Annotated in this window: 23 protein-coding genes and 1 riboswitch; of the genes, 8 read left to right on the plus strand and 15 right to left on the minus strand. The window is 69.4% G+C overall.

The genetic code is table 11. The features are described 5' to 3' along the window. Positions 1-85 precede the first annotated feature (85 nt). Positions 86-916: a helix-turn-helix transcriptional regulator gene (locus AC0662_RS32735; protein ID WP_478305489.1), complete on the minus strand. Its 831-nt coding sequence runs from the start codon at positions 914-916 to the stop codon at positions 86-88. A 103-nt stretch (positions 917-1019) separates the two neighbouring features. Here AC0662_RS32735 and AC0662_RS32740 point away from each other — a divergent pair, with 103 nt between their 5' ends. Next, on the plus strand, positions 1020-1715 hold the full coding sequence (locus tag AC0662_RS32740; RefSeq protein ID WP_478305491.1) for an SDR family NAD(P)-dependent oxidoreductase: 696 nt from the start codon (positions 1020-1022) through the stop codon (positions 1713-1715). Here AC0662_RS32740 and AC0662_RS32745 read toward each other — a convergent pair whose 3' ends face one another. Both AC0662_RS32745 and AC0662_RS32750 read right to left on the minus strand, forming a co-directional pair. After that, positions 1716-3089 (minus strand): L-serine ammonia-lyase, encoded by a 1374-nt coding sequence (locus AC0662_RS32745; RefSeq protein ID WP_478305493.1) that lies wholly within the window; start codon positions 3087-3089, stop codon positions 1716-1718. Between the two features lie 79 nt (positions 3090-3168). After that, a riboswitch (glycine riboswitch) is annotated at positions 3169-3261 on the minus strand. Next, positions 3259-3612, minus strand: a complete 354-nt coding sequence (locus AC0662_RS32750; protein WP_452193106.1) for a DUF3817 domain-containing protein — start codon at positions 3610-3612, stop codon at positions 3259-3261. Its footprint overlaps the riboswitch before it by 3 nt. 97 nt (positions 3613-3709) lie before the next feature. On the opposite strand from AC0662_RS32750, the gene AC0662_RS32755 reads away from it, so the two are divergent. After that, a complete protein-coding gene (locus tag AC0662_RS32755; protein WP_478305495.1) occupies positions 3710-5137 on the plus strand; it encodes an alpha/beta fold hydrolase in 1428 nt (475 codons plus the stop codon). A gap of 10 nt (positions 5138-5147) precedes the next feature. Here AC0662_RS32755 and AC0662_RS32760 read toward each other — a convergent pair whose 3' ends face one another. The 3 genes from AC0662_RS32760 to AC0662_RS32770 form a co-directional block, all read right to left on the minus strand. Continuing rightward, on the minus strand, positions 5148-5375 hold the full coding sequence (locus AC0662_RS32760; protein WP_478305497.1) for a hypothetical protein: 228 nt from the start codon (positions 5373-5375) through the stop codon (positions 5148-5150). Positions 5376-5569: 194 nt separating this feature from the next. Further along, the gene (locus AC0662_RS32765; RefSeq protein ID WP_452193100.1) at positions 5570-6997 is read right to left on the minus strand and encodes an aminopeptidase P family protein; all 1428 of its coding nucleotides are present in this window, start codon (positions 6995-6997) and stop codon (positions 5570-5572) included. A gap of 242 nt (positions 6998-7239) precedes the next feature. Then, the gene (locus AC0662_RS32770; RefSeq protein WP_452193098.1) at positions 7240-7965 is read right to left on the minus strand and encodes a GntR family transcriptional regulator; all 726 of its coding nucleotides are present in this window, start codon (positions 7963-7965) and stop codon (positions 7240-7242) included. Positions 7966-8062: 97 nt separating this feature from the next. Here AC0662_RS32770 and AC0662_RS32775 point away from each other — a divergent pair, with 97 nt between their 5' ends. From AC0662_RS32775 to AC0662_RS32785, 3 genes are read left to right on the plus strand one after another with little or no spacing between them, the layout of a single operon-like run. Next, positions 8063-8815 (plus strand): LamB/YcsF family protein, encoded by a 753-nt coding sequence (locus tag AC0662_RS32775; RefSeq protein WP_478305500.1) that lies wholly within the window; start codon positions 8063-8065, stop codon positions 8813-8815. Then, on the plus strand, positions 8815-9420 hold the full coding sequence (locus AC0662_RS32780; RefSeq protein WP_452193094.1) for a 5-oxoprolinase subunit B family protein: 606 nt from the start codon (positions 8815-8817) through the stop codon (positions 9418-9420). The genes AC0662_RS32775 and AC0662_RS32780 overlap by 1 nt, the downstream gene beginning before the upstream one ends. Then, entirely contained in the window at positions 9417-10253 is an 837-nt protein-coding gene (locus AC0662_RS32785) for a 5-oxoprolinase subunit C family protein (protein WP_478305502.1), read from the plus strand. Before AC0662_RS32780 ends, AC0662_RS32785 begins: the two co-directional genes overlap by 4 nt. Here AC0662_RS32785 and AC0662_RS32790 read toward each other — a convergent pair. After that, complete coding sequence (locus AC0662_RS32790; protein ID WP_452193090.1) at positions 10246-10737, minus strand: VOC family protein; 492 nt, start codon at positions 10735-10737, stop codon at positions 10246-10248. The genes AC0662_RS32785 and AC0662_RS32790 overlap by 8 nt on opposite strands. A 109-nt stretch (positions 10738-10846) precedes the next feature. Here AC0662_RS32790 and AC0662_RS32795 point away from each other — a divergent pair, with 109 nt between their 5' ends. Next, on the plus strand, positions 10847-11200 hold the full coding sequence (locus AC0662_RS32795) for a UBP-type zinc finger domain-containing protein (RefSeq protein ID WP_478305504.1): 354 nt from the start codon (positions 10847-10849) through the stop codon (positions 11198-11200). A 52-nt stretch (positions 11201-11252) separates the two neighbouring features. On the opposite strand, the gene AC0662_RS32800 is transcribed toward AC0662_RS32795, so the two are convergent. The 6 genes from AC0662_RS32800 to AC0662_RS32825 all read right to left on the minus strand — a co-directional run bounded on the left by AC0662_RS32800 (position 11253) and on the right by AC0662_RS32825 (position 17837). After that, positions 11253-12254 carry a proline racemase family protein gene (locus tag AC0662_RS32800; protein ID WP_452193086.1) on the minus strand — a complete coding sequence of 334 codons (1002 nt, stop codon included), beginning with the start codon at positions 12252-12254 and terminating at the stop codon, positions 11253-11255. Next, positions 12251-13153, minus strand: coding sequence for a dihydrodipicolinate synthase family protein (locus AC0662_RS32805; RefSeq protein WP_478305507.1), 903 nt, complete (start codon positions 13151-13153; stop codon positions 12251-12253). The genes AC0662_RS32800 and AC0662_RS32805 overlap by 4 nt, the downstream gene beginning before the upstream one ends. Then, positions 13150-14889, minus strand: coding sequence for an FAD-dependent oxidoreductase (locus tag AC0662_RS32810; protein ID WP_478305509.1), 1740 nt, complete (start codon positions 14887-14889; stop codon positions 13150-13152). The genes AC0662_RS32805 and AC0662_RS32810 overlap by 4 nt, the downstream gene beginning before the upstream one ends. Beyond that, positions 14886-16046: an NAD(P)/FAD-dependent oxidoreductase gene (locus AC0662_RS32815; RefSeq protein WP_478305511.1), complete on the minus strand. Its 1161-nt coding sequence runs from the start codon at positions 16044-16046 to the stop codon at positions 14886-14888. The genes AC0662_RS32810 and AC0662_RS32815 overlap by 4 nt, the downstream gene beginning before the upstream one ends. Positions 16047-16134: 88 nt before the next feature. Then, positions 16135-16716: a helix-turn-helix domain-containing protein gene (locus AC0662_RS32820; protein WP_452193791.1), complete on the minus strand. Its 582-nt coding sequence runs from the start codon at positions 16714-16716 to the stop codon at positions 16135-16137. Between the two features lie 68 nt (positions 16717-16784). Next, on the minus strand, positions 16785-17837 hold the full coding sequence (locus AC0662_RS32825) for an SDR family oxidoreductase (RefSeq protein ID WP_452193078.1): 1053 nt from the start codon (positions 17835-17837) through the stop codon (positions 16785-16787). 70 nt (positions 17838-17907) lie between these two features. On the opposite strand from AC0662_RS32825, the gene AC0662_RS32830 reads away from it, so the two are divergent. Both AC0662_RS32830 and AC0662_RS32835 read left to right on the plus strand, forming a co-directional pair. Further along, positions 17908-18795, plus strand: a complete 888-nt coding sequence (locus AC0662_RS32830) for a LysR family transcriptional regulator (RefSeq protein WP_478305513.1) — start codon at positions 17908-17910, stop codon at positions 18793-18795. Continuing rightward, on the plus strand, positions 18788-19720 hold the full coding sequence (locus AC0662_RS32835) for a cation diffusion facilitator family transporter (protein WP_478305515.1): 933 nt from the start codon (positions 18788-18790) through the stop codon (positions 19718-19720). Before AC0662_RS32830 ends, AC0662_RS32835 begins: the two co-directional genes overlap by 8 nt. Here the strand turns inward: AC0662_RS32835 and AC0662_RS32840 are convergent. Beyond that, positions 19705-19890: a DUF3099 domain-containing protein gene (locus AC0662_RS32840; RefSeq protein WP_452193072.1), complete on the minus strand. Its 186-nt coding sequence runs from the start codon at positions 19888-19890 to the stop codon at positions 19705-19707. The two genes, AC0662_RS32835 and AC0662_RS32840, sit on opposite strands and share 16 nt — an antisense overlap. A gap of 1 nt (position 19891) precedes the next feature. Then, positions 19892-20341, minus strand: a complete 450-nt coding sequence (locus tag AC0662_RS32845; RefSeq protein WP_452193070.1) for a MarR family winged helix-turn-helix transcriptional regulator — start codon at positions 20339-20341, stop codon at positions 19892-19894. Positions 20342-20404 lie beyond the last annotated feature (63 nt).

Genomic DNA, 20404 nt, shown 5'->3' on the forward strand with positions numbered 1-20404 from the left:
AAGAAATTCCCCGCCGAAGTGAAATCATTAGTCAGGTGAATACAGCATTACGCGAGGGTAGGAATGCACTGCGTTAGCTGATTGCTCAGGACAACGCCTGCAGCCCGATCACCGACAACAGCCGGAGCTTCTCCGCGGCCTCGGTGTTCGGCGCCGCCGTGTACACCACGATCCGTAGATCGCTGCCCGGCACAGCGAGAACGTCGCAATCGATGCCGAAGTCACCGATCTCGGGATGCCGGACGGTCTTCCGTTCGGACCGGTGGAAACCGACGACCGGGCGGTCCCACAGTCCCGCGAACCCGTCGTCACCGGCCCGCAGTTCGTCGATCAGCGCCTTCAGGTCCGGGTCGTGCGGATAGCGGGCGAGCGCCGCACGCAAATCCGTTACCATTGCGTTCCGGAATTCTCGTCGCTGTTCCGGAGTTTGGACAATTCGGTCGCCCGGTGCCGCGAAATGCCGATAGATGATGTTCCGTTCGCGCCCGTGCCACGGCGACGGGTCGCCGATCACCGCCGCGAACAGCGGGTTCCAGGTGATGATCGTCCAGGCCGCGTCACACACGCACAGCGGCGCGCCCTCGAGCTGGTCCACGATGCGCTGCACCCCCGGTGGGATGTACGCCGAGATCCGGCCGGGCGTCGGCTCGACCTCGCCCGCGAGCACGAACAGATGGTTGCGCTCGGCATCGGACAGCCGGAGCGCCCGGGCCAGCGCGGTCAGCACCTGCACGGACGGCGAGTCCGACCGGCCCTGCTCGAGCCGGACGATGTAGTCCACCGACAGCCCGGCCAGCTGCGCCAGTTCCTCGCGCCGGAGCCCCGGAGCGCGCCGCTTCCCGCCGGCCGGCAGGCCGACCTGCTCCGGCGTCACCCGATCGCGCCAGGCGTGCAGCGTTCTCCCGAGCTCACCCATACCTGCCAGTATTCCGCGTCCGCCGTGTCCCAGCCTGGTACTGCCATTCCCTAGGACATCGTGGGTACTACCTGGTCGACCACCGCGGCGAGAGGGTGAACCCATGACCACGACACTCATCACCGGGGCCAACCGAGGCCTCGGCTACGAAACGGCCCGCCAGTTGGTCGAGGCCGGACACACCGTGTACATCGGCGCCCGGGACCCGCAGCGCGGCAAGCAGGCGGCGAGCGATCTGGGCGCGCACTACCTGCCGCTCGACGTCACCAGCGACGAATCGGTCGACGCGGCCGCGGAACAGCTCGACGCGCTCGACGTACTGATCAACAACGCCGGCATTCCGGGGCCGCGCAAGGAGGCGCGCGACCTGACCGCCGCGGACCTCCACCAGGTGTTCGACCTGAACGTGTACGGACCGGTTCGGATGCTCCGCCGGTTCCTGCCGTTGCTCGAGCGCAGCGCCAACCCGGTGGTCGTCAACGTGTCGAGCGGGCTGGGTTCGATCGCCACGGCGGTGGACCCGGCGGCGCACACCGGCGCCGTACCGGTGTGGGTCCCGGCTCCGGCGTACGGCGCGTCGAAGGCGGCGCTGAACATGCTGACGGTCCAGTACGCGAAGCAGCTGCCGAACCTGCGGATCAACACCGTCGACCCCGGGTACACCGCGACCGACTTCAACGGACGCAGCGGTTACCAGACCGTCGAGGAAGGCGCCGAGATCATCGTGCGGCTGGCGACGATCGACCAGGACGGCCCGACCGCGGAGTACCTGAGCATCCACGGCACCGTTCCGTGGTGATCAACACTCGATGACGTTGACGGCGAGGCCGCCGCGCGAGGTCTCCTTGTACTTGATCTTCATGTCGGCGCCGGTCTCGCGCATCGTCTTGATCACCTTGTCCAGGGTGACCACATGGACGCCATCGCCGTGCATCGCCATCCGGGCCGCGTTGATCGCCTTCACCGACGCCATCGCGTTCCGCTCGATGCACGGGATCTGGACCAGGCCGCCGACCGGGTCGCAGGTCAGGCCGAGGTTGTGCTCCATCGCGATCTCGGCGGCGTTCTCGACCTGCTGCGGCGTCCCACCGAGCACCTCGCAGAGGCCGGCCGCCGCCATCGAGCAGGCCGAGCCGACCTCGCCCTGACAGCCGACCTCGGCGCCGGAGATCGACGCGTTCTCCTTGTACAGCACGCCGATCGCGCCGGCGGCCAGCAGGAACCGGACCGCTCCGTCGTCGGTCGACCCCGGCACGAACCGCCGGTAATAGTGCAGGACGGCGGGAATGATGCCGGCGGCACCGTTCGTCGGGGCGGTGACGATGCGGCCGCCGGACGCGTTCTGCTCGTTGACCGCCAGCGCGAACAGGTTCACCCAGTCCATCACCTTCAACGGATCGACGGACCAGGGGTCGGCATTCAGCCGGCGGTGCAGGGAGTGTGCGCGGCGCGGCACCTTCAGCCCGCCGGGCAGGATGCCCTCGGTCTCGCAGCCCTCACGGACACAGTCCTGCATGACCTGCCAGATGTGCAGCAGGCCGTCGCGGATCTCGTCCTCGGTGCGCCAGGCGAGCTCGTTCGCGAGCATCACCTCGCTGATCGTCAGCTGCGACTCCCGGCACCGGTCGAGCAACTCCGCGCCGGTGGTGAACGGGTACTTCAGCGGGGTGGTGTCCGGGACGATCCGGTCCCCGGCCGCGGCGGTCTCGTCGACCACGAAGCCACCACCGACCGAGTAGTAGGTGCGCTCCCGCAGTACGGCGCCGGTGGTGTCCCGGGCGACGAACATCATCCCGTTCGGGTGGTACGGCAGGGCCTTGCGGCGGTGCATCACCAGGTCGGTGTTCTCGTCGAACGCGATCTCGTGGGTCCCGGCCAGCAGGATCCGGCCGCGCTCGTGAATGGTCTCGACGCGGGCGTCGACCGAATGCGTGACGACGGTCTCCGGGTCGGCACCCTCGAGACCGAGCAGGACGGCCTTGTTGCTGCCGTGGCCGTGCCCGGTGGCGCCGAGCGAGCCGAACAGCTGCGCCTCGACGGTCGTCGTCGCGGCCAGCAGACCGTCGGCGGCGAGGCCGAGCGCGAACGTGCGGGCCGCTCGCATCGGTCCCACGGTGTGGGAACTCGACGGGCCGATCCCGATACTGAACAGGTCGAAGACGCTGATCGCCATTGTGTGGAGGTCCCTTCCGGTCGTCGTTGACCGAGTGGTGTCCTCCCCGCTCTGTCAGGCTGATGCCCTCCAGAGGTGCCTCGCCCGTACGGTGAAGGTGCCTGAGAGATTCTTGGGGAGAGTTGCTCCTACGGCGCCCGGATCAGGTCCGGGTCTCTCCCGCACGGGTTCATGCGGCTGTTGAGTTAGCTTCCGCTGTGGACGGTACGGCGGTCTCACGCCCGGCGTCAATCCGGCCCGTGCGCACTGCCCAGAGTTCGAAGAACCAGGTGAACAGCGGCGGAACACTGGCGGCAAGCGCGGCCAGCGTGACCGGCCAGGACCAGCGCAATGGGCCGCGGACCGCGAGCACGGTGATCACGTAGGCGACGAAGATGCCGCCGTGGATCGGGCCGAAGATCTTGACCCCGATCTCGTTGTCGGACAGCACGTACTTGAACAGCATCCCGATCAGCAGTCCGGTCCACGAGAGCGCCTCGGCGATCGCCACGACCCGGAACCACTGCGCATGTTTGGTACTCATCAATGCCCGACCCTAACAAGCCCCCCAAGCCGGGTTCGGGGTCCTGCGGGGCTGCTCCCCGATGCCGCAAGCAAGCGATTGCCGAAGGATCGTCGGCATGGTTCTCATCCAACGCGCCGTCATCGGCGCTGCACTCTTCGGCGTCGCGGCCGCCGGACTGCCAACACTGACAACACTGCCCGCAACCGCCGCACCACCGAGCACGGTGCAGTGGTCCGACTGCAAACCCGAGGGTAAGGACGATCCCGCCGCAGTGCAGGGCTCGCAGTGCGCGACGCTCCAGTTGCCGGTCGACTGGCGAAACCCCGGCGGTCCGACGTTCGACTTCGCGATCGCCCGCCGTACGGCGAAGACGCCCGGCGAGCGCGTCGGCGTCCTGGTGTTCGGGCCGGGTGGTCCCGGCGACTCCGGCGTCGACCGGATCAAGACCGGGATCAGCCGGTTCAGCACCGACCTGCAGGACCGCTTCGACATCGTCAGCTTCGACCCGCGCGGCGTGGCCCGCAGCAACCCGGTGAAGTGCTCGGCGGACCTCGTCGCGAAGCAACCCTCACCGATCATCAAGAGCGCGGCCGAGTTCAGTACGACGCTCACGTACAACCGCCAGCTCGCCACGGACTGTCGTGAACACACCGGCCCGGTCTACGACCACCTGGACACCTGGCAGACGGTCCGCGACGTGGACGCGGTCCGCCGGGCGCTCGGCGAGTCCACGATCTCGTTCCACGGCAGCTCGTACGGCACGTTGCTCGGAGGGCAGTACGCCGAGACGTACCCGGACCGCGTGCGCGCGATGGTGCTGGAGAGCACGATCGACCACGCCACGGCCACGACCCGAGGATTCATCGACGACCAGGCCGCCGCGGCGCAGGACTCGTTCGACGAGTTCGTGAAGTGGTGCGACGCGACAACGAGCTGTGCACTGCACGGTCGCGACGTCCGCGCGCTGTGGGCCGACCTGCTCGCCAAGTCGGCTGATCCGTTCAAGCTCAGCTACTCCGTGTTCAAGTTGCTGTACGCGCCGCAGTGGTCCGCGCTCGCCGACACGCTCGCCGCCGGTGCGCCCGCGAAGACAGCCGCCGCGACCGGGCTCACGTCGTACCCGCTGGCGGTGTTCTGTCAGGACTGGAACCTGCCGGTGCGCGACTATCGCGAGTACGCCGCCCACCTGCAGCGGGTCGCGCGGAACAACCCGGACATGCGCTACCCGGGTCCGCTGATGGCCGTGTCGATCTGTCTCGGCGCACCGCCCGCGAACAACCCGCAGCACAACCTGAAGGTCCGTGGCCTCAAGACGCCGGTGCTGGTCGCCAACGCGATCCACGACCCGGCGACCGGCTACCCCTGGGCCCAGAGCGTCACGCGCCAACTCGGCCGGTACGGCGTTCTGCTGACCTACGAGGGCTGGGGACACGGCAGCTACTCGAAGAGTCCGTGCATGCAGGGCACGATCGACGACTACCTGATCTCCCGGGAGGTACCGACGCGCGGCAGCACCTGTGCCGCCGTACCGCCGGCGGGGTGACGAGCCGGCGTCAGACCGGAACGCCGATCACGTCGAGGACGCGGTCCAGGTGGTCGCCGCGGACCAGTCGGCCCGCGAGCAGCCGGAGCTTGGCGCAGGCAGTCTCCAGCGCCTGCGCCTGGGTCCGGCAGTTGTCGACGTACCAGAACGGATCGTCCGGTTGCGGATCGTCGGCGTCGTCGATGTCGGCGTACCAGTGCCGGTCTCCGCAGTGCACCACTCGGACTCGAAGATTCATGCTGACTGCTCCCCGTACCCGGGGTTCCTGAGTACCCCGTGGTCCCCAGTCGGGGCCGACTCGGCCGGGCGCGTGGTCCGCGGCCCCCCACATGCCACGCGCCGGGCCGAGTGCGACCCTCCCCCGCCTGTTACATCGTCGAGGCGGCGGCGATTGTTACTGGTGGTGACCAGTAATTTTCGGTAGTTGAGTGGTCACTTACCGAGCTGTGTCCGGGTCCACTGCTCCAGGCCGTCGGTGGTGATCGGCAGGTCCTCGGTGAGGATCTCCAGACGGTCGGAGTGCACGACGACGTTGTCCTCGATCCGGATGCCGATCCCGCGCAGCTCCGGCGGGACGGTCTCGTCGTTCGGGTGGAAGTACAGGCCCGGCTCGACCGCGAGAGCCATCCCGGCCTCGATGGTGCCGGCGAAGTACGCCTCCGGCCGGGACGCGTCGCAGTCGTGGACGTCGAGGCCGATGTAGTGACCGGTCCCGCAGACGATGTACCGGCGGTGCTGCTGCCCGTCCGGGCCGAGCAACTCGTCCATCGAGACGTCCAGCACGCCCCAGTCCCGCAGCCCTTCGGCCAGCACCCGCAGCGCTTCGTACTGGAAGGCGCGGTACGGCGCTCCGACCTTGACCGCCTCGAGTGAGGCCAACTGCGCCTTGTGCACCAGGTCGTGCACCTGGCGCTGCGCCGCGGTGTACTCACCGGTCGCCGGGAAGGTCCGGGTCACGTCGGCGGTGTAGAGCGTGCGGGTCTCGACGCCGGCGTCCAGCAGGATCACGTCGCCCTCGTTCACCGCGCCGTCGTTGCGGACCCAGTGCAGCACCGGCGCGTGCTTGCCAGCGGCAACGATCGACGCGTAGCCGACGCCGTTGCCGGCGGTCCGCGCACGCCGGTCGAAGGTGCCCTGCAGCCAGCGCTCGCCGCCACCGCGGATCGCCTCCGGAAGCTCGCGGGCGACGTCCTCGAACGCGAGCACGCTGGCCGCGACCGCCTCGCGCAGCTGGTCGAGCTCCCAGTCGTCCTTGATCCGACGCAGCTCGGCGAGCGTCTGCCGCAGCGCGTTGCCGTCCGAGGGCGCCGTCCGGACCAAGGCGTCGAGCATCGGCTCGACACCCGGCACCGACAGCATGAACGGGACCGCGCCACGCACCGCCGCAGGCAGTTCCTCGATCGGGCGGCAGGCGATCTGCAACGCGTCCGACCAGTCCTTCAGCCCGGGCACCGGGCCGATCCACAGCTCACCGTCACGCGCGTTCGCGAAGAAGTCCGCCTCGTCCGGCCCGGCGGTCTCCCGCAGGTACAGCGTCGCGTCACCGTCCCCGGAGATCACCAGTACGGCGCCCTCGGCCTGGCAGCCGGTCAGCCACACGAAGTCGCTGTCGGCGCGGAACGCGTAGTCGGTGTCGTTCGACCGGACCGGCGCCCGGCCGGCCGCCAGCGCGATCCGCCGGCCCGGCAGCGCCGCCGCCAGCTTGCGCCGGTGCTCGGCCGCCGCCTCGGCAAGCCCCTCCGGCACCGTCACCGACCGGTCCACCGGCCCCCAGCCACGCGAGACGAAGTCCCGGAAGCCCTTGGCGTCGATGGGACGGTAGGACTTCGGCGTCTGGTCGGTCCGAGCATCGTCGGTCATGAGCTGAGCTCCCCTTTACAGCTGACGGTTTTAAGGGCGTGTGTGGTGGTGCAGCGCCGTAGCGAGCAGGTGCTCGGTGCGGTAGCTCGGCGCGCGGGGGCGAAGGTCTCGATGCGGAGCATCGTGGCCTTTGCACCCGTGCGGCGAGGTGCCGTGCCGAGTGCCGCGCAGTAGGCGCTGGACCACCACACACGCCCTCACATCAATTCAGGTTCCTACGGGGGTTTGCAAGCCCTTATCTCTTATCGAGAACGGAAGGCGGCGAGCAGGCCCTGTTCGGAGTCGAGGAGGTACTGGTGCAGGTCCGCGGCGGCCTCGTCGTACTTGCGTGCTTCGAGCAGTTCGAACAGCCCGCGGTTGCGCTGGATGTACGGCTCGTGCAGCTCCCGCGGGGTCGCGATCACGTGGAAGAGCAGCCGCAGCTCGGCGAGCAGCCGGCCGGTCATCGCGTCCATCCGGGAGCTGTCCGCGAGCCCGATCAGGTGCTGGTGGAACCGCATGTTCGCCGTACCGACGGCCGGCCAGCGGTCCGCCCGCGCGGCGGCCTCGGCGGCCTCCACGTCGTCCTGCAACGGCTCGAGCCGGCTCGCCGGGAGTTCGGGGTCACGCTCGGCCAGTCCGCGGACGACATCGACCTCGAGCACGCGGCGCAGCCGGTACAGGTCGATCACGTCGCGCTCGCCCAACTCGGGGACGAACACCCCGCGGTGCAGCTTGTAGACCAGCAGTCCCTCGTGCGTCAGCAGCCGGAAGGCCTCACGCAGCGTGTTCCGGCTGACCTCCAGCACCTCGGTCAGCTCGACCTCGGACAGCTGGGCGCCGGGCGGCAGCGCGCCCTCGGTGATACTGCGGCGCAGGATGTCCGCGGCCCGCTCGGCCGAGCTGCTCCGGTCCAGACGTGCGACATCGGCCGCGACGGTCCGCAGCCACGTCTGCCGTCCGGTGTCCTCGGCCCCACCCGTAGTCATCTCCGCATCATCGCGCACCCGGAGTGATCAGGAAAGTGGAACAAGCCTCTTGCAGGATTGTTGAACAATCTTCTAGGCTCGTCGGAGGAGGTGGCGGATGGACCTCAACGCGGACATGGGTGAAGGATTCGGCTCCTGGTCGATGGGTGACGACTCGGCGCTGCTCGAGGTCGTGACCAGTGCGAACGTGGCCTGCGGCTTCCACGCCGGCGACCCGTCGATCATGCGCCGGGTGACCGCGGAGGCGGTCGAGCGCGGGGTCGCGATCGGGGCCCACGTCGGGTACGCCGACAAGGCGGGCTTCGGGCGCCGCTTCGTCGACATCCAGCCGGCCGCGCTGCGCGACGAAGTGGTGTACCAGATCGGTGCGCTCGACGCCTTCGCACGAATTGCGGGTGACCGGGTGCGGTACGTGAAGCCGCACGGCGCGCTCTACAACACGATCGGCCACCATCACGAGCAGGCTGCCGCGGTGGTCGCCGCGGTCGCGGAGTACGACAAGACCCTTCCAGTGCTCGGTCTGCCCGGCTCGGTGTGGCTCCGGCTCGCCGAGGAGGCCGGTCTGACCGCAGTACATGAGGCCTTCGCGGACCGTGCGTACACGCCGGCCGGGACGTTGGTGTCGCGGCGCGAGGCCGGCTCGGTCCTGCACGACGCGGACAAGATCGCCGCCCGCTGTACGGCGATGGCGACCGGCCAACCGATTGCGGATGTCGAGGGCGGCTCGCTCGTCGTCGAGCCGGCGTCGATCTGCGTGCACGGTGACACCCCGGGCGCCGTCGACATCGCCCGCCGGGTGCGTGGGGCGATGGAGGGAGCGGGCGTCCAGATGCGCCCGTTCACCGGCTGATGCGCATCCTCCCGTCGGGCGACCGGGCCCTGCTCGTCGAGCTCGACGACATCGACCAGGTCCTCGGGTACTACGCCGCGCTGCAGGCGGATCCCCCGGCGGACGTGATCGACATCGTCCCGGCGGCGCGGACCGTACTGGTCACCACCAAGGGCTCGCTCGATGTACTGACGCGCGCCTTGCGGACTGTGACTCCTGCCGGAGGCACGCAGTCCGCCGGCGACCTGATCGAGATCCCGGTCGTGTACGACGGTGCGGATCTGGAGGACGTGGCGCGACTGCTCGACTGCTCGACCGCCGAGGTCGTTGAGAGGCATACCGGCGACCAGTGGACGGTGGCGTTCTGCGGGTTCGCGCCGGGGTTCGGGTACCTGACCTCCGGCGGTCCGTGGGACATCCCGCGGCGCCAGTCACCGCGGACGAAGGTGCCGACCGGTGCCGTCGCGCTGGCCGGGGAATTCAGCGGCGTGTATCCGCGGGAGTCGCCCGGTGGATGGCAACTGATCGGCCGGACGTCCGTGCGGATCTTCGACCAGGAACGCGATCCGGCCGCACTGTTCCACCCGGGCCGCCGGGTCCGGTTCGTCGACGCGGGTCGTGGATGAGCAGCCTGACCATTCTCGCAACGGGGCCGTTGGCAACGATCCAGGACCGGGGACGCCCCGGGCAGGCCGCGCTCGGCGTTCCCGCATCGGGCGCCTGCGACCGGACGTCGTACGAGCTCGCGAACCGGTTGGTCGGGAACCGCGGCGGCGCGGCCGCGGTCGAGGTGACGTACGGCGGTTTGGAGGTGCACGCCGACAACGATCTCGTCGTCGCGATCACCGGCGCTCCGTGTACCGGCGTACCGCTGAATGCGCCGACGGTGCTGCGGGCCGGCTCGGTGCTGCGGCTCGGCACGCCACCGAGCGGGTTGCGGACGTATCTGGCGGTCCGCGGCGGGATCGACGTACCTGCGGTCCTCGGCTCGCGGTCCACCGACTTGTTGTCCGGGCTCGGCCCGGCGCCGCTCGCCGCCAACGAGACCCTGCCGATCGGCGCTCTGGTCGAGCCGATGCCCGGGGTGGACCTGGCGCCCGTCGCACATCCCGCCGGCGGGACCGCCCTACTGCGGGTCACGCCCGGGCCGCGGCGGGACTGGTTCACCGACGACGGGTGGGCGTCGCTGGTGTCGCAGACCTATCAGGTGAGCAGCAACAGCAACCGCGTCGGCGTCCGGCTCGACGGTCAGCCGCTCGAGCGCGCCCGGACGGGTGAACTCGCCAGCGAAGGAATGACCGCCGGAGCGATCCAGATCCCCCCGTCCGGCACGCCAGTCATCTTCCTCGCCGACCATCCCGTCACCGGCGGCTATCCGGTCATCGCGTACGTCGCCGCGGCGGACCTGGACGCCTGCGCCCAGGTCCGCCCGGGTCAACCGGTCCGCCTGATCAGCTGACCGGCATCCGGCGCCGCATCTCGTCGGCGAAGGACTCCCCGGCCTTGCGCATCAGGTCGGCCTCGGTCGGGTCCGCGAACAGTTCTGCGAAGTTGCTGGGGTCCACGTCCTCGACGTGGGTCTGCAGCCACCAGATGTTCCCGAGCGGGTCCTTCACCCGCCCGCCACGGTCGCCGATGATGCGTGAGTAGAACAAGTCCGTGACCACCGTCGCGCCGGCATCGAGTGCGCGAGCGAACGTCTTCTCGACGTCGTCGACGTACACGCTCAGGAGGCTGGGCATATCCGGCCAGTCGGGGGCCGCATCGAACGTCATCAGGACGGATTCGCCGACCGTGATCTCTGCATGGCCGATCGTCGCGTCCTCGTTCAGGACCCGGCCCGTTGTCTTGACTTCGAAGGTTTGCTCCACGAACTCCAGGAACCGATCGGCACCCTTCGCTGCGATGTACGGCGTCACTGTCGACTTACCACCAGGAATCATGCGGCCAGTCTGTCGGGAGTAGCGGACAGGACGTGTCCTAGTCGAGGGAGCCCGAGTGACCGCTGGGTGTTGCTTGTCCGGGGGCCGGGGAGCGGCGAGGATGTCCGGTATGACGGAGAGTTCTGGAACGCCAGGCATCGACAGCGCTGTCCCTCCGAGCGGCACCGGATGCGTCGAGTGCCTGGAAGCCGGCGGGTGGTGGTTCCACCTCCGGCGCTGCGCCCAGTGCGGTCACATCGGGTGCTGCGACTCGTCTCCCGCCCAGCACGCGTCCGCCCACGCGGCCGAGGCCGGCCACCCGATCGTCCGCAGCTTCGAACCGGGCGAGGACTGGTTCTGGCACTACGGCGAGTCCCAGTACTACGAGGGCCCCGCCCTCGCCCCACCCGCCTCCCGCCCCGAATCCCAGCCAGTCCCCGGCGGCAAAGTCCCCGCCGACTGGCAATCCAAACTCCACCGCTGAGCTGCTTCTCTCCGGATCCAGCGGCGTTCCAGCACGTCCCGGGATCCCGGGGTTAGAGGACGAAGCCGGTGGGGAAGGGGTCGTCGGGGTCGAGTAGGTAGTTGGCGGTGCCGGTGATCCAGGCGCGGCCGGTGACCGTGGGGACGACGCCGACGTACGGGCCGACTGTTGTTTCCTCGACGAGGCGGCCGGTGAAGCGGGTGCCGATGAAGGACTCGTTGACGAAGTCGGTGTCCAGCGCGAGCTCCCCGCGGGCGTGCAGTTGCGCCATCCGGGCCGACGTACCCGTGCCGCAGGGGGAACGGTCGAACCAGCCGGGGTGGATCGCCATCGCGTTGCGCGAGTCGGCGCCGTCGAGACCCGGTGCGGTGAACTGCACGTGCTTGCAGCCGTTGATCCCCGGGTCGAGCGGGTGCACCGGACGATCGGTCGCATTGATCGCGTCCATGATGTCCAGCCCGGCCTTCAGGATGCGATCCTTCTCCGCCCGGTCGAACGGGATCCCGAGCTGCTCCAACGGCAGGATCGCATAGAAGTTCCCGCCGTACGCCAGGTCGTAGGTGATCTTCCCCAGACCGGGAACATCCACCGAAGCGTCCAGGGCATGCGAGTACGACGGGACGTTGCGCAGCGTCACGTGCTCGGCGCGACCGTTGCTGACGGCAACGTCAACGACGACCAGGCCCGCGGGGGTGTCCAGCCGGACCTTCGTCACCGGCTCGGTCACCTCGACCATCCCGGACTCGACCAGCACGGTCGCGACACCGATCGTCCCGTGCCCGCACATCGGCAGCAGGCCGGAGACCTCGATGTAGAGCACGCCCCAGTCCGCGTCGGAGCGGGTCGGCGGCTGCAGGATCGCGCCACTCATCGCGGCATGGCCCCGCGGCTCGTTCATCAGGAACAACCGCAGGTCGTCGAGATGCTTGATGAAGTACTCGCGCCGCTCGGCCATCGTCGCCCCCGGGACGACGCCGACCCCGCCGGTGACGACGCGGGTCGGCATCCCCTCGGTGTGCGAATCGATCGCGCTGATCGTCCGCACGGACCTCATGACAGGGACTCCACTGCTTTCTTCATGTCGAGCTCCAGCTGTGCGACGTGCTCCGGGACGAGCGGCCCGCGCGGCGGCCGGCACGGTCCGCCGAAGCGGCCGACGTAGTCCATGCCGTACTTGATCGCCTGCACGAACTCGACCCGCGAGTCCCACCGGAACGCGGCGACCAGCGGCTCGTACAGCGCCCGGGCCTCCTCCAGCTTGCCCTCGAGCGCCAGGTTGTACAACCGCACCGATTCCGCCGGGAACACGTTCGGGAAGCCGGCGAACCAGCCGGTCGCGCCCATCAGCAGCGCTTCGAGGGTCAGGTCGTCGGCGCCCGCGATCACCGCGAGGTCCGGCGCCAGCTCGCGGATCTCCAGGATCCGGCGGACGTCACCGGAGAACTCCTTGACCGCGACGATGTTCTCGATCTGCGCGATCTCGCCGAGCAGGTCCGGCGTCAGGTCGACCTTGGTATCGAGCGGGTTGTTGTAGACCATCACCGGCAGCCCGGCCTTCGCGACCTCGGTGAAGTGCGCGATCACCTCGCCGCGGTTCGCCCGGTACATCGTCGGCGGCAGGCAGAGGACGCCGTCCGCGCCGTCCTCGGCGGCCTTCTCGGCCCACGCCCGCGCCTGGTGCGAGCCGACGCCGTGCACGCCGACGACCACGATGCCGTCGTCACCGACCGCCTCGATCGCGGTCTTCGCGACCGCGCGGCGCTCGTCGTCGGTGAGCGACGAGTACTCCCCCAGGGAACCGTTCGGCCCGACACCGCGGCACCCGTTGTCGACCAGCCACCGGCAGTGCTCGGCGTACTTGTCCAGGTCCGGCCGCAGCCCGGCCGGCGCCGCGGGGTCCTCGGCATACGGCAGCGCCGTCGCGACGATGACGCCTTCCAGCTTCTCGCTCATTGTTCCTCCTGCGTGTTGGCCAGATCGCGCAGCCTGACGGGTACGGCGATCGGTCGTTTCATGCTCGGTTTCGGTACGGCGCCGGGCTCGGCGAGCAATGCCGCGACGGTGCGCGAACACACCCGCCCCTGACACATCCCGAGCCCCGCGCGACTGCTGAGCTTCATTGCCCGGCCGTCATCCAGACCGCGATCCGCGGCAGCTGTCTCGAGGTCGCCGCGGGTGACTTCTTCACACCGGCAGACGAGGGTCTCCGCCGTACTCCAGGTCTTCCACCCGTCCCGCACGGGATACGCACGGGCGAGCGCCGCCGCCAACCGCCGGCCTTTGAGTACGCCGCTCCGCTCGCGGGCGTTCGGCGTCTCACCGAGGGCGTACTGTGCCGCAGCTGCCCCGGCCACGGTGCCTTCTGCTGTTGACGGAACGGCTCCGGCGACCCCCGTCAGTTCACCGGCAGCGAAGAAGCCCGGCGTACTGGTCTGCTGGTTGTCGTCGACTGTCACGGCGGGCCCGCCGTCGGGAGCCGTGGTGAGTTCGCAGCGGGCGGAGACAGCGAGCTCCAGATTGGCCGTGAAGCCGAAGCCGAGACAGACTGCGTCGACCTCGATCCGGCGGTCGGTGCCGGGGACCGGGCGCCAGTTCCCGTCCAGGCGGGCGATGGTGACGGCCTCGACGTGATCGGTGCCGTGGGCAGCGACGACGGTCCAGCCGTGCCGGAGCGGAATCCGGTGCCGGGCCAGCAGAGCGCCGTACCCGGCCGCTTCCCGAAGCTTGCTGGTGGCAACCATCGGGTCGACGGACCAGCCCTTGCGGACGGTGGCGAGCGAGTTCGCCTCGAGGAGCGCGACCACCTCGGCGCCGACGCCGGTCAGCGACTCGGCCACCGGCAGCAGGAACGGGCCGGTGCCGGCGACCAGGACGCGGCGACCGACCGAGATCCGCTGCCCTTTGGCGAGGGCCTGCGCGGCGCCCGCGGTGTAGACGCCGGGCAGGTCCCAGCCGGGGAACGGGAGCACGCGGTCGTACGCACCGGTCGCGAGGACCACGGCCTTCGCGTCGATCGGGAACGGCGTCCGGCCAGCCGCGTCGGCAGGACCACGCTGCGCCCAGAGCCGGTTGCCCTCGATCGCCCAGACCGACGTCTCGGTCAGGTGGGTGATGTGCGGGTGCTGGGCGAGACGTTCGCGCTGCGCGGCGAAGCTCTTCCAACCGTGCTGCAACCGATCGGGCCGCCGGGCCGCGAACTCGGTCGGCAACTGCCGGTTGAACTGCCCGCCGACGTCGCGTGCGTTGTCCACCAGCAGTACGTCGACACCGCCGTCCGCAGCCGTCAGCGCCGCCGCGATCCCAGCCGGTCCGGCACCCACGACGACAACGTCCGCGCTCCTCGCCGCCTCTTCGGAAGACGTCGCCTTGGTTGTCTTGGGGATGACGGCGCCCTGCTGCGTGGTGATCGCGTCGTTGGGTTCAATCGTGCGCTGACAGGCCCGCGCGTCGGGCAGCCCGTTCACCGTGACCAGGCAGTCGAAGCAGGCGCCGATACCGCAGAAGGTGCCGCGCGGGCGGTCGTTCACGCGCGTCGTACGCCAGGTGTCTCGACCGTTCGCCATGAGTACGGCGGCCACGGTCTGACCGGCGTGCGCCGTGACCGGATGACCGTCGACGGTGACCGGGACGATCGGTGGACGGCCGACGTCGGCGGGGTCGCCCGGACGCGGGCGTTGGTACGCGGTCATGCGGCGATCACCGCCGGACGGTCGACGCGGAAGGGCGACGGATCGAGATGCGGGGCCAGGTCGAGGAACAGTTCGGTGAGGAGACGTCCGGTCGCCGGGGCGAGGCCGATGCCGGCGCCTTCGTGCCCGGTGGCGTGCCACAGTCCGCGTAGGCGCGGGTCCTGGCCGATCACCGGCAGGTGGTCCGGGGCGTAGGGGCGAAATCCGCCGTACGTTCGCATCACCGGGACGTCGCCGAGGAACGGGAACAGCCCGACGGCCTTGCGCGCCAACTCCTGCAAGACCCGCACCTTCACGGTGTCATCGAACCCGATCCGCTCGCGGCTCGACCCGATCAGCACCGTCCCGCCGCGCGTCGACTCGACGACCGTGGATGTCTGCAGATCCGCGTCACCGCTGCCGACGGCGCCCACGTAGTCCGCGTCGTACACCTTGTGGCGCACGCATTCCGGCAGTGGAGCGGTCACCAGGATCATCCCGCGGCGCGGCAGCACCTCGATCGCCGCACCGGCCGCCGCGGCGAAGGCACCCGCCCACGGCCCACAGGCATTGAGTACGGCGCCACACGCGATGTCACCGTCCGACGTCTCGACGCCGACGACCCGCCCGCGCGATTGCCGAACGCCCAGCGCGTTCACCCCCGACAACACCTCGCCGCCACGATCGCGGACCGCGGTCAGCAGCGCGGTCGCCGCCAGCACGGGCTGGACCTGCGCGTCGTCCGGGTAGTGCACACCGACTGTCACGCGTGGGGTGACCAGCGGCTCGAGCTCGAAGACCTCGGCCGGCGTGATCACCCGCGCGTCGACTCCGGCGGCACGCTGCTTGGCCGCGAACGCCTTCAGGGGTTCAGGATCCGCCGTCGCGACGACGACACCGCCCTTCGCCTCCCACTCGACGTCGGCGACCCGCTGCGGCAGCCGTTCGCTCACGACGTCCCACTCCGCGCGGGAGGCGATCGCCAGTTCGAGCTCAGGGCCGGGCTCCTTGTCGGAGACCAGGACGTTGCCCTCGCCCGAGGCCGTCGTACCGGCGGCCGGGCCGTCGCGGTCGATCACCATGACGCGCACCCCGGCGGCCGACAGGGCCTCGGCGCAGGCAGCTCCGACGACACCCGCGCCGATGACCACCACGTCGGGTGTCATGGACCGGGTCATCGCAGCGCTCCTTCGGCAGACCGTTCACTAAAATGAACGGTTCGAGCGTACGCGTGTCTCCGGGCGATGGTCAATGGACCCTCGGCGATCAGCTCACCGGGTGCGGTCCCGGGGGCGCCGGGTAGACGTCCGGCGGGTACTCGAGCAGCAGCACCGAGCGCACCGGGCCGTCCACCGCCTCGTAGTGGTGCGGTCCCGAGGCCCGGAACGCGAGGTAGTCGCCGGCGCCCAGCTCCTCGGTCCGCCCGCCGGTCGTCACCCTCAGGTTTCCCGTCAGTACGACGTGGTGTTCGGTGCCCGGATGCCCGTCGGAATGCTGCACCGCGTCCGGGCGGATCTCCTGGTTGTAGATCTCGAACAGCCCGCCCGGGTGCTCCAGGCGGCGGAGCAGCCGCAGATCGATGGCTTCACCGGACAGTACGTCGATGTCCGCGGACCGTACGAGGACCACGTCGGAGGGCGGTGAGTCGGTCAGCAGCAGTGATACCGGGACGCCGAGAGCGTTCGACAGACTGAACACTGTCTCGATCGTGGGGTTGCCCGCGCCCGACTCCAGCTGCGACAGCGTGCCCTTCGCGATCCCGGACCGCCGGGCAAGCTCGGACAGCGAGATCCCCTGCTCATCCCGCCGCGCCCGCAAATTAGCCCCGAGCAACTTCCCAGCACCCATCGCCGTCACGCCCCGGAGCATAACCATATTTTTCGCGCAAACGCCGTACCAGCGCGAACCGGCGACCGTCACGGGATGATGCGCCGGCGTCGGAGCTCGGTGAAGATGGCGTAGAACATCTGCTCGGTGTCGACGTACTCGTGGAAGCCTGCGCGCCGGGCCTTCGAGGAGTCGGCGAAGAAGTCGTAGTCCCAGCCGAAGACGAAGTCGGCGAACGGCCACGAGGACACCTCGGCGAACGGCGTCGCCGCCAGGTCATGGCTCGCCTGCAACTGCTTCCACGCCGGCTCCTTGTCCGCCATCACGTCCTGCAACGACATCTGCAGCGGCGGCGCGACCTCCAGCCCGAACCAGGCACCGATCTTCGGCCACAGCTCACTCCACCGGAACAGGTCGCCGTTCGTGATGTTGAACGCCTGGTTGGCCGCACCCGGTGCGGTCGCCGCCCAAACCGTTGCCTTCGCTAACAATCCGGCGTCGGTCAGCTCCAGCAACGAGTGATACGCGCCGGGCTTGCCCGGAAACCGCAGCGGTACGCCGAGCTCCTTGGAAAGCGACGCATACACAGCGATCGCGACCGCAAGATTCATGGGATTGCCCAACGCTGCACCACCGACCACGGACGGCCGCAGCGCCGACCACGTCCACGCCTTGCCCTGCTGACGTTCCTCCAGGAAGCGCTGCTGGTCGACGTTGAACTCCGGCGGAAGATGCGGCGGGTCGTCCTCACGAGCCGGCGTCTTGAACGGCCCGAGGTGCGCGCCATACACCTTGTACCCCTGCATCAGGCTCACATGCCGCAACCCCCGCGCGACCGGCTCGATCGCGTCGACGACGTTGACCAGCATCGCCAGGTTCGGCGGGACGAGCTCGGCCCAGGTCGGCCGATCCTGATACGCGACATAGAAGACATGCGTCACCTCGGACAGCCCCGACAACCGCAGCCGGGTGTCGTCCGGATCGAGCAGATCCACCGCGATGTGCCGCACCCGACCGGGTACGTCGGTGCCGCCGCGCCGAGACAACCCGATCACGGACCAGTCCGGCAACGACGCCAGATGCTCGACCAGGTTCGTCCCGATCACGCCACGGGCTCCGACCACCAACGCAACATTCGTCATGTAGACAGCGTTGCTGACCTGCGAAGATAAAACCAAGGCATAGTTTTCACTGAACCCATAAACTGAAGACATGGCAACGCTGCGACAGCTCGAGTACCTCGTCACCGTGATCGACGAAGGCTCGTTCACGAGAGCCGCCGAGCTCCTGCACGTCACCCAGCCGGCCCTCTCGCACCAGATCCGCACGCTCGAACGCTCCGCCGGCGGTCCGCTCCTCGAGCGGCTCCCTCGCGCCGTCCGGCTGACTCCGACCGGCCGGGCGATGCTTCCGCACGCCCGCGCCGCGCTGGCCGACGCGGAACGTGCCCGGTGCGCCGCGCGGCAGGCCGCCGGTCTCGAGGTTGGCGAGCTGCAGATCGCGACGCTCTACTCGATCACGCTCGGCGTCCTCCCGCAGGCTTTGCGTCGCTGGCGACAGACCCACCCCGACGTCGGCATCCGCCTGTTCGAACACCGCCATACCGACGAGCTGGTGGAGGCGATGTACGCCGGTGAGGCGGACCTCGCGGTCGGTCCCGAACCGGCCAACTGGTCCGGCGTCAGCACGACCATCGGCACCGAGGAACTCGTCGTCGTGGTCGCGCCGGACGACCCCGCCGCGACCGGCGACACGGTCAAGCTCGGCGATCTCGCCGACCGTGCGTGGGTCCACTACGCGCCGGATCACGGACTGGCCGACGTACTCGATCGCGTCTGTGCGCAGGCGGGTTTCGAGCCGCGGATCGCCGTACGCACGGAGCAGACCGCGGCCGCACCGGCGCTCGCCGCGGCAGGTCTGGGGCCCGCGCTGGTGCCGGACAACATCCTGACCGGAGTGGGTCATGTGCTGCGCCCCGATCCTCCCGTCCGGAGAACCCTCGCGGCCTACACCCGGGGTACGCCGGACCCGCTCGCCGCCGCCTTCATCGAGGTGCTGTTTCAGTCGGGCGGACTGCGGGCACGCGAAGGGGATGGCTGACGAAGAATCGGACGCCACAGTCCTCCTGGCCGGTACGGCGAACCTCGCGATCGCGATCGCGAAGATCGTGGCCGGCCTGTTGTCCGGATCGACGGCGCTGCTCGCCGAGGCGGCGCACTCGGTCGCCGACACCCTCAACCAGGTCTTCCTGCTGACCGCGCTGCATCGCAGCCGCAAGCCGGCCGACGCCCGGCATCCGTTCGGGTACGGGATGGAGCGGTACTTCTGGTCGCTGCTCGCCGCGGTCGGGATCCTGGTGCTCGGCGCGGGCTTCTCGATCACCGAAGGACTGCGCTCGATCCTCGCCCCGGAACCGATCGCGGCGCTGCCGGTCATCTACGCGGTGCTCGCGCTCTCGTTCGTGTTCGAGGGCACGTCCTGGTTGCGGGCGGTGTTGCAGCTGCGCCGGCAGGCCCGCGAAGCCGGCGTACCGTTCCTGAAACAGGTCCGGGCGGCGGAGCCCGCGGTGAAGACCGTCGCGTTCGAGGACTCTGCCGCGCTGATCGGCCTACTGATCGCGGCGATCGGCGTGACCCTGTCGGTGGTCACCGGCGAGCACCTGTGGGACGGCGCCGCGTCGATCGCGATCGGGGTCCTACTGATCGTCGTCGCGTTCACGCTCGGACGGGACAACAAGGCGATGCTGATCGGGCGGGCCCTGCCGGTCGATCAGCAGCGGCAGATCCGGGCGATCATCGCCGGTCAGCCGGGGATCGAGGATGTCCTGGAGCTGCTCAGTCTCCGGCTCGCACCGGATCAGGTGCTGGTCGTCGCGACCGTCGACCTGGTCGACTCGCACACGACCGGCGCCGCGATCGAGCAGCTCGCCGAGAAGGTCGACGTCGAGGTACGCCGTGACCACCCGAGCATCCGGCACCTCTACCTGGACCCGACGCCCGGTGATCCCGGTCAGCGCTGGTCGTGACCCCAGTTCGCGACGATGACCGCGATCGGCGGCAGCACGGCGGCGACCGCGCTCATCCCGATCGCGACCGGGATCGAGAACAGCCGTACGACGAACCACGCCAGGCCGATCAGCGTCAGGCAGCTGCCCATCAACCAGTAGTAGAGCTTCCGGTTGTCGTACCGTGCCATGTCAGACCGCCAGCGGGAGCTTCCCCAGCGCAGTGACGAGCGGGGAGAGCTCAGGTAGCTCGGCGGCATTCTGCAGTGCAGACGTCAGTACGGCGTCATGCGTCGGCTGGGCCTGCTCCAGCAAATCCCGGCCGGCCTCGGTGACCTCGGTGTAGATCCCCCGCCGGTCCGTCGGGCAGAGGTACCGCTGCAGCAGCTTGCGGTCCTCCAGCCGGTTCACCAGGCGGGTAGTAGCCGACTGGCTGAGCACCACAGCGTTCGACAGCTGGTTCATCCGCAGGTGGTAGTCGTCCTGCCGCGCCAGCACGTCCAGCACGCTGTACTCGCTCACCGAGAGCCCGTGCTGTTTCTGCAGCGCGCGCTCCAGCTCGTCCTCGATCCGGGCATGCAGTGCCGCCAGGGTTCGCCACCCCTGCGCCCGCGCCTCCGCGGCGTCATCCGGTAGTCCCACGACAACCTCCACTTGAACTTCGCGATTGCATGAGCCATCATGAGGCTTATGCAATAGCCCGCG

The sequence above is a fragment of the Kribbella sp. NPDC043289 genome (assembly GCF_056436705.1).

Bases quoted from the DNA above. Each gene is read 5' to 3' on its own strand.
- AC0662_RS32735 (WP_478305489.1), bottom strand. From the start codon at position 916: ATGGGTGAGCTCGGGAGAACGCTGCACGCCTGGCGCGATCGGGTGACG.
- AC0662_RS32740 (WP_478305491.1), top strand. From the start codon at position 1,020: ATGACCACGACACTCATCACCGGGGCCAACCGAGGCCTCGGCTACGAA.
- AC0662_RS32745 (WP_478305493.1), bottom strand. From the start codon at position 3,089: ATGGCGATCAGCGTCTTCGACCTGTTCAGTATCGGGATCGGCCCGTCG.
- AC0662_RS32750 (WP_452193106.1), bottom strand. From the start codon at position 3,612: ATGAGTACCAAACATGCGCAGTGGTTCCGGGTCGTGGCGATCGCCGAG.
- AC0662_RS32755 (WP_478305495.1), top strand. From the start codon at position 3,710: ATGGTTCTCATCCAACGCGCCGTCATCGGCGCTGCACTCTTCGGCGTC.
- AC0662_RS32760 (WP_478305497.1), bottom strand. From the start codon at position 5,375: ATGAATCTTCGAGTCCGAGTGGTGCACTGCGGAGACCGGCACTGGTAC.
- AC0662_RS32765 (WP_452193100.1), bottom strand. From the start codon at position 6,997: ATGACCGACGATGCTCGGACCGACCAGACGCCGAAGTCCTACCGTCCC.
- AC0662_RS32770 (WP_452193098.1), bottom strand. From the start codon at position 7,965: ATGACTACGGGTGGGGCCGAGGACACCGGACGGCAGACGTGGCTGCGG.
- AC0662_RS32775 (WP_478305500.1), top strand. From the start codon at position 8,063: ATGGACCTCAACGCGGACATGGGTGAAGGATTCGGCTCCTGGTCGATG.
- AC0662_RS32780 (WP_452193094.1), top strand. From the start codon at position 8,815: ATGCGCATCCTCCCGTCGGGCGACCGGGCCCTGCTCGTCGAGCTCGAC.
- AC0662_RS32785 (WP_478305502.1), top strand. From the start codon at position 9,417: ATGAGCAGCCTGACCATTCTCGCAACGGGGCCGTTGGCAACGATCCAG.
- AC0662_RS32790 (WP_452193090.1), bottom strand. From the start codon at position 10,737: ATGATTCCTGGTGGTAAGTCGACAGTGACGCCGTACATCGCAGCGAAG.
- AC0662_RS32795 (WP_478305504.1), top strand. From the start codon at position 10,847: ATGACGGAGAGTTCTGGAACGCCAGGCATCGACAGCGCTGTCCCTCCG.
- AC0662_RS32800 (WP_452193086.1), bottom strand. From the start codon at position 12,254: ATGAGGTCCGTGCGGACGATCAGCGCGATCGATTCGCACACCGAGGGG.
- AC0662_RS32805 (WP_478305507.1), bottom strand. From the start codon at position 13,153: ATGAGCGAGAAGCTGGAAGGCGTCATCGTCGCGACGGCGCTGCCGTAT.
- AC0662_RS32810 (WP_478305509.1), bottom strand. From the start codon at position 14,889: ATGACCGCGTACCAACGCCCGCGTCCGGGCGACCCCGCCGACGTCGGC.
- AC0662_RS32815 (WP_478305511.1), bottom strand. From the start codon at position 16,046: ATGACCCGGTCCATGACACCCGACGTGGTGGTCATCGGCGCGGGTGTC.
- AC0662_RS32820 (WP_452193791.1), bottom strand. From the start codon at position 16,716: ATGGGTGCTGGGAAGTTGCTCGGGGCTAATTTGCGGGCGCGGCGGGAT.
- AC0662_RS32825 (WP_452193078.1), bottom strand. From the start codon at position 17,837: ATGACGAATGTTGCGTTGGTGGTCGGAGCCCGTGGCGTGATCGGGACG.
- AC0662_RS32830 (WP_478305513.1), top strand. From the start codon at position 17,908: ATGGCAACGCTGCGACAGCTCGAGTACCTCGTCACCGTGATCGACGAA.
- AC0662_RS32835 (WP_478305515.1), top strand. From the start codon at position 18,788: ATGGCTGACGAAGAATCGGACGCCACAGTCCTCCTGGCCGGTACGGCG.
- AC0662_RS32840 (WP_452193072.1), bottom strand. From the start codon at position 19,890: ATGGCACGGTACGACAACCGGAAGCTCTACTACTGGTTGATGGGCAGC.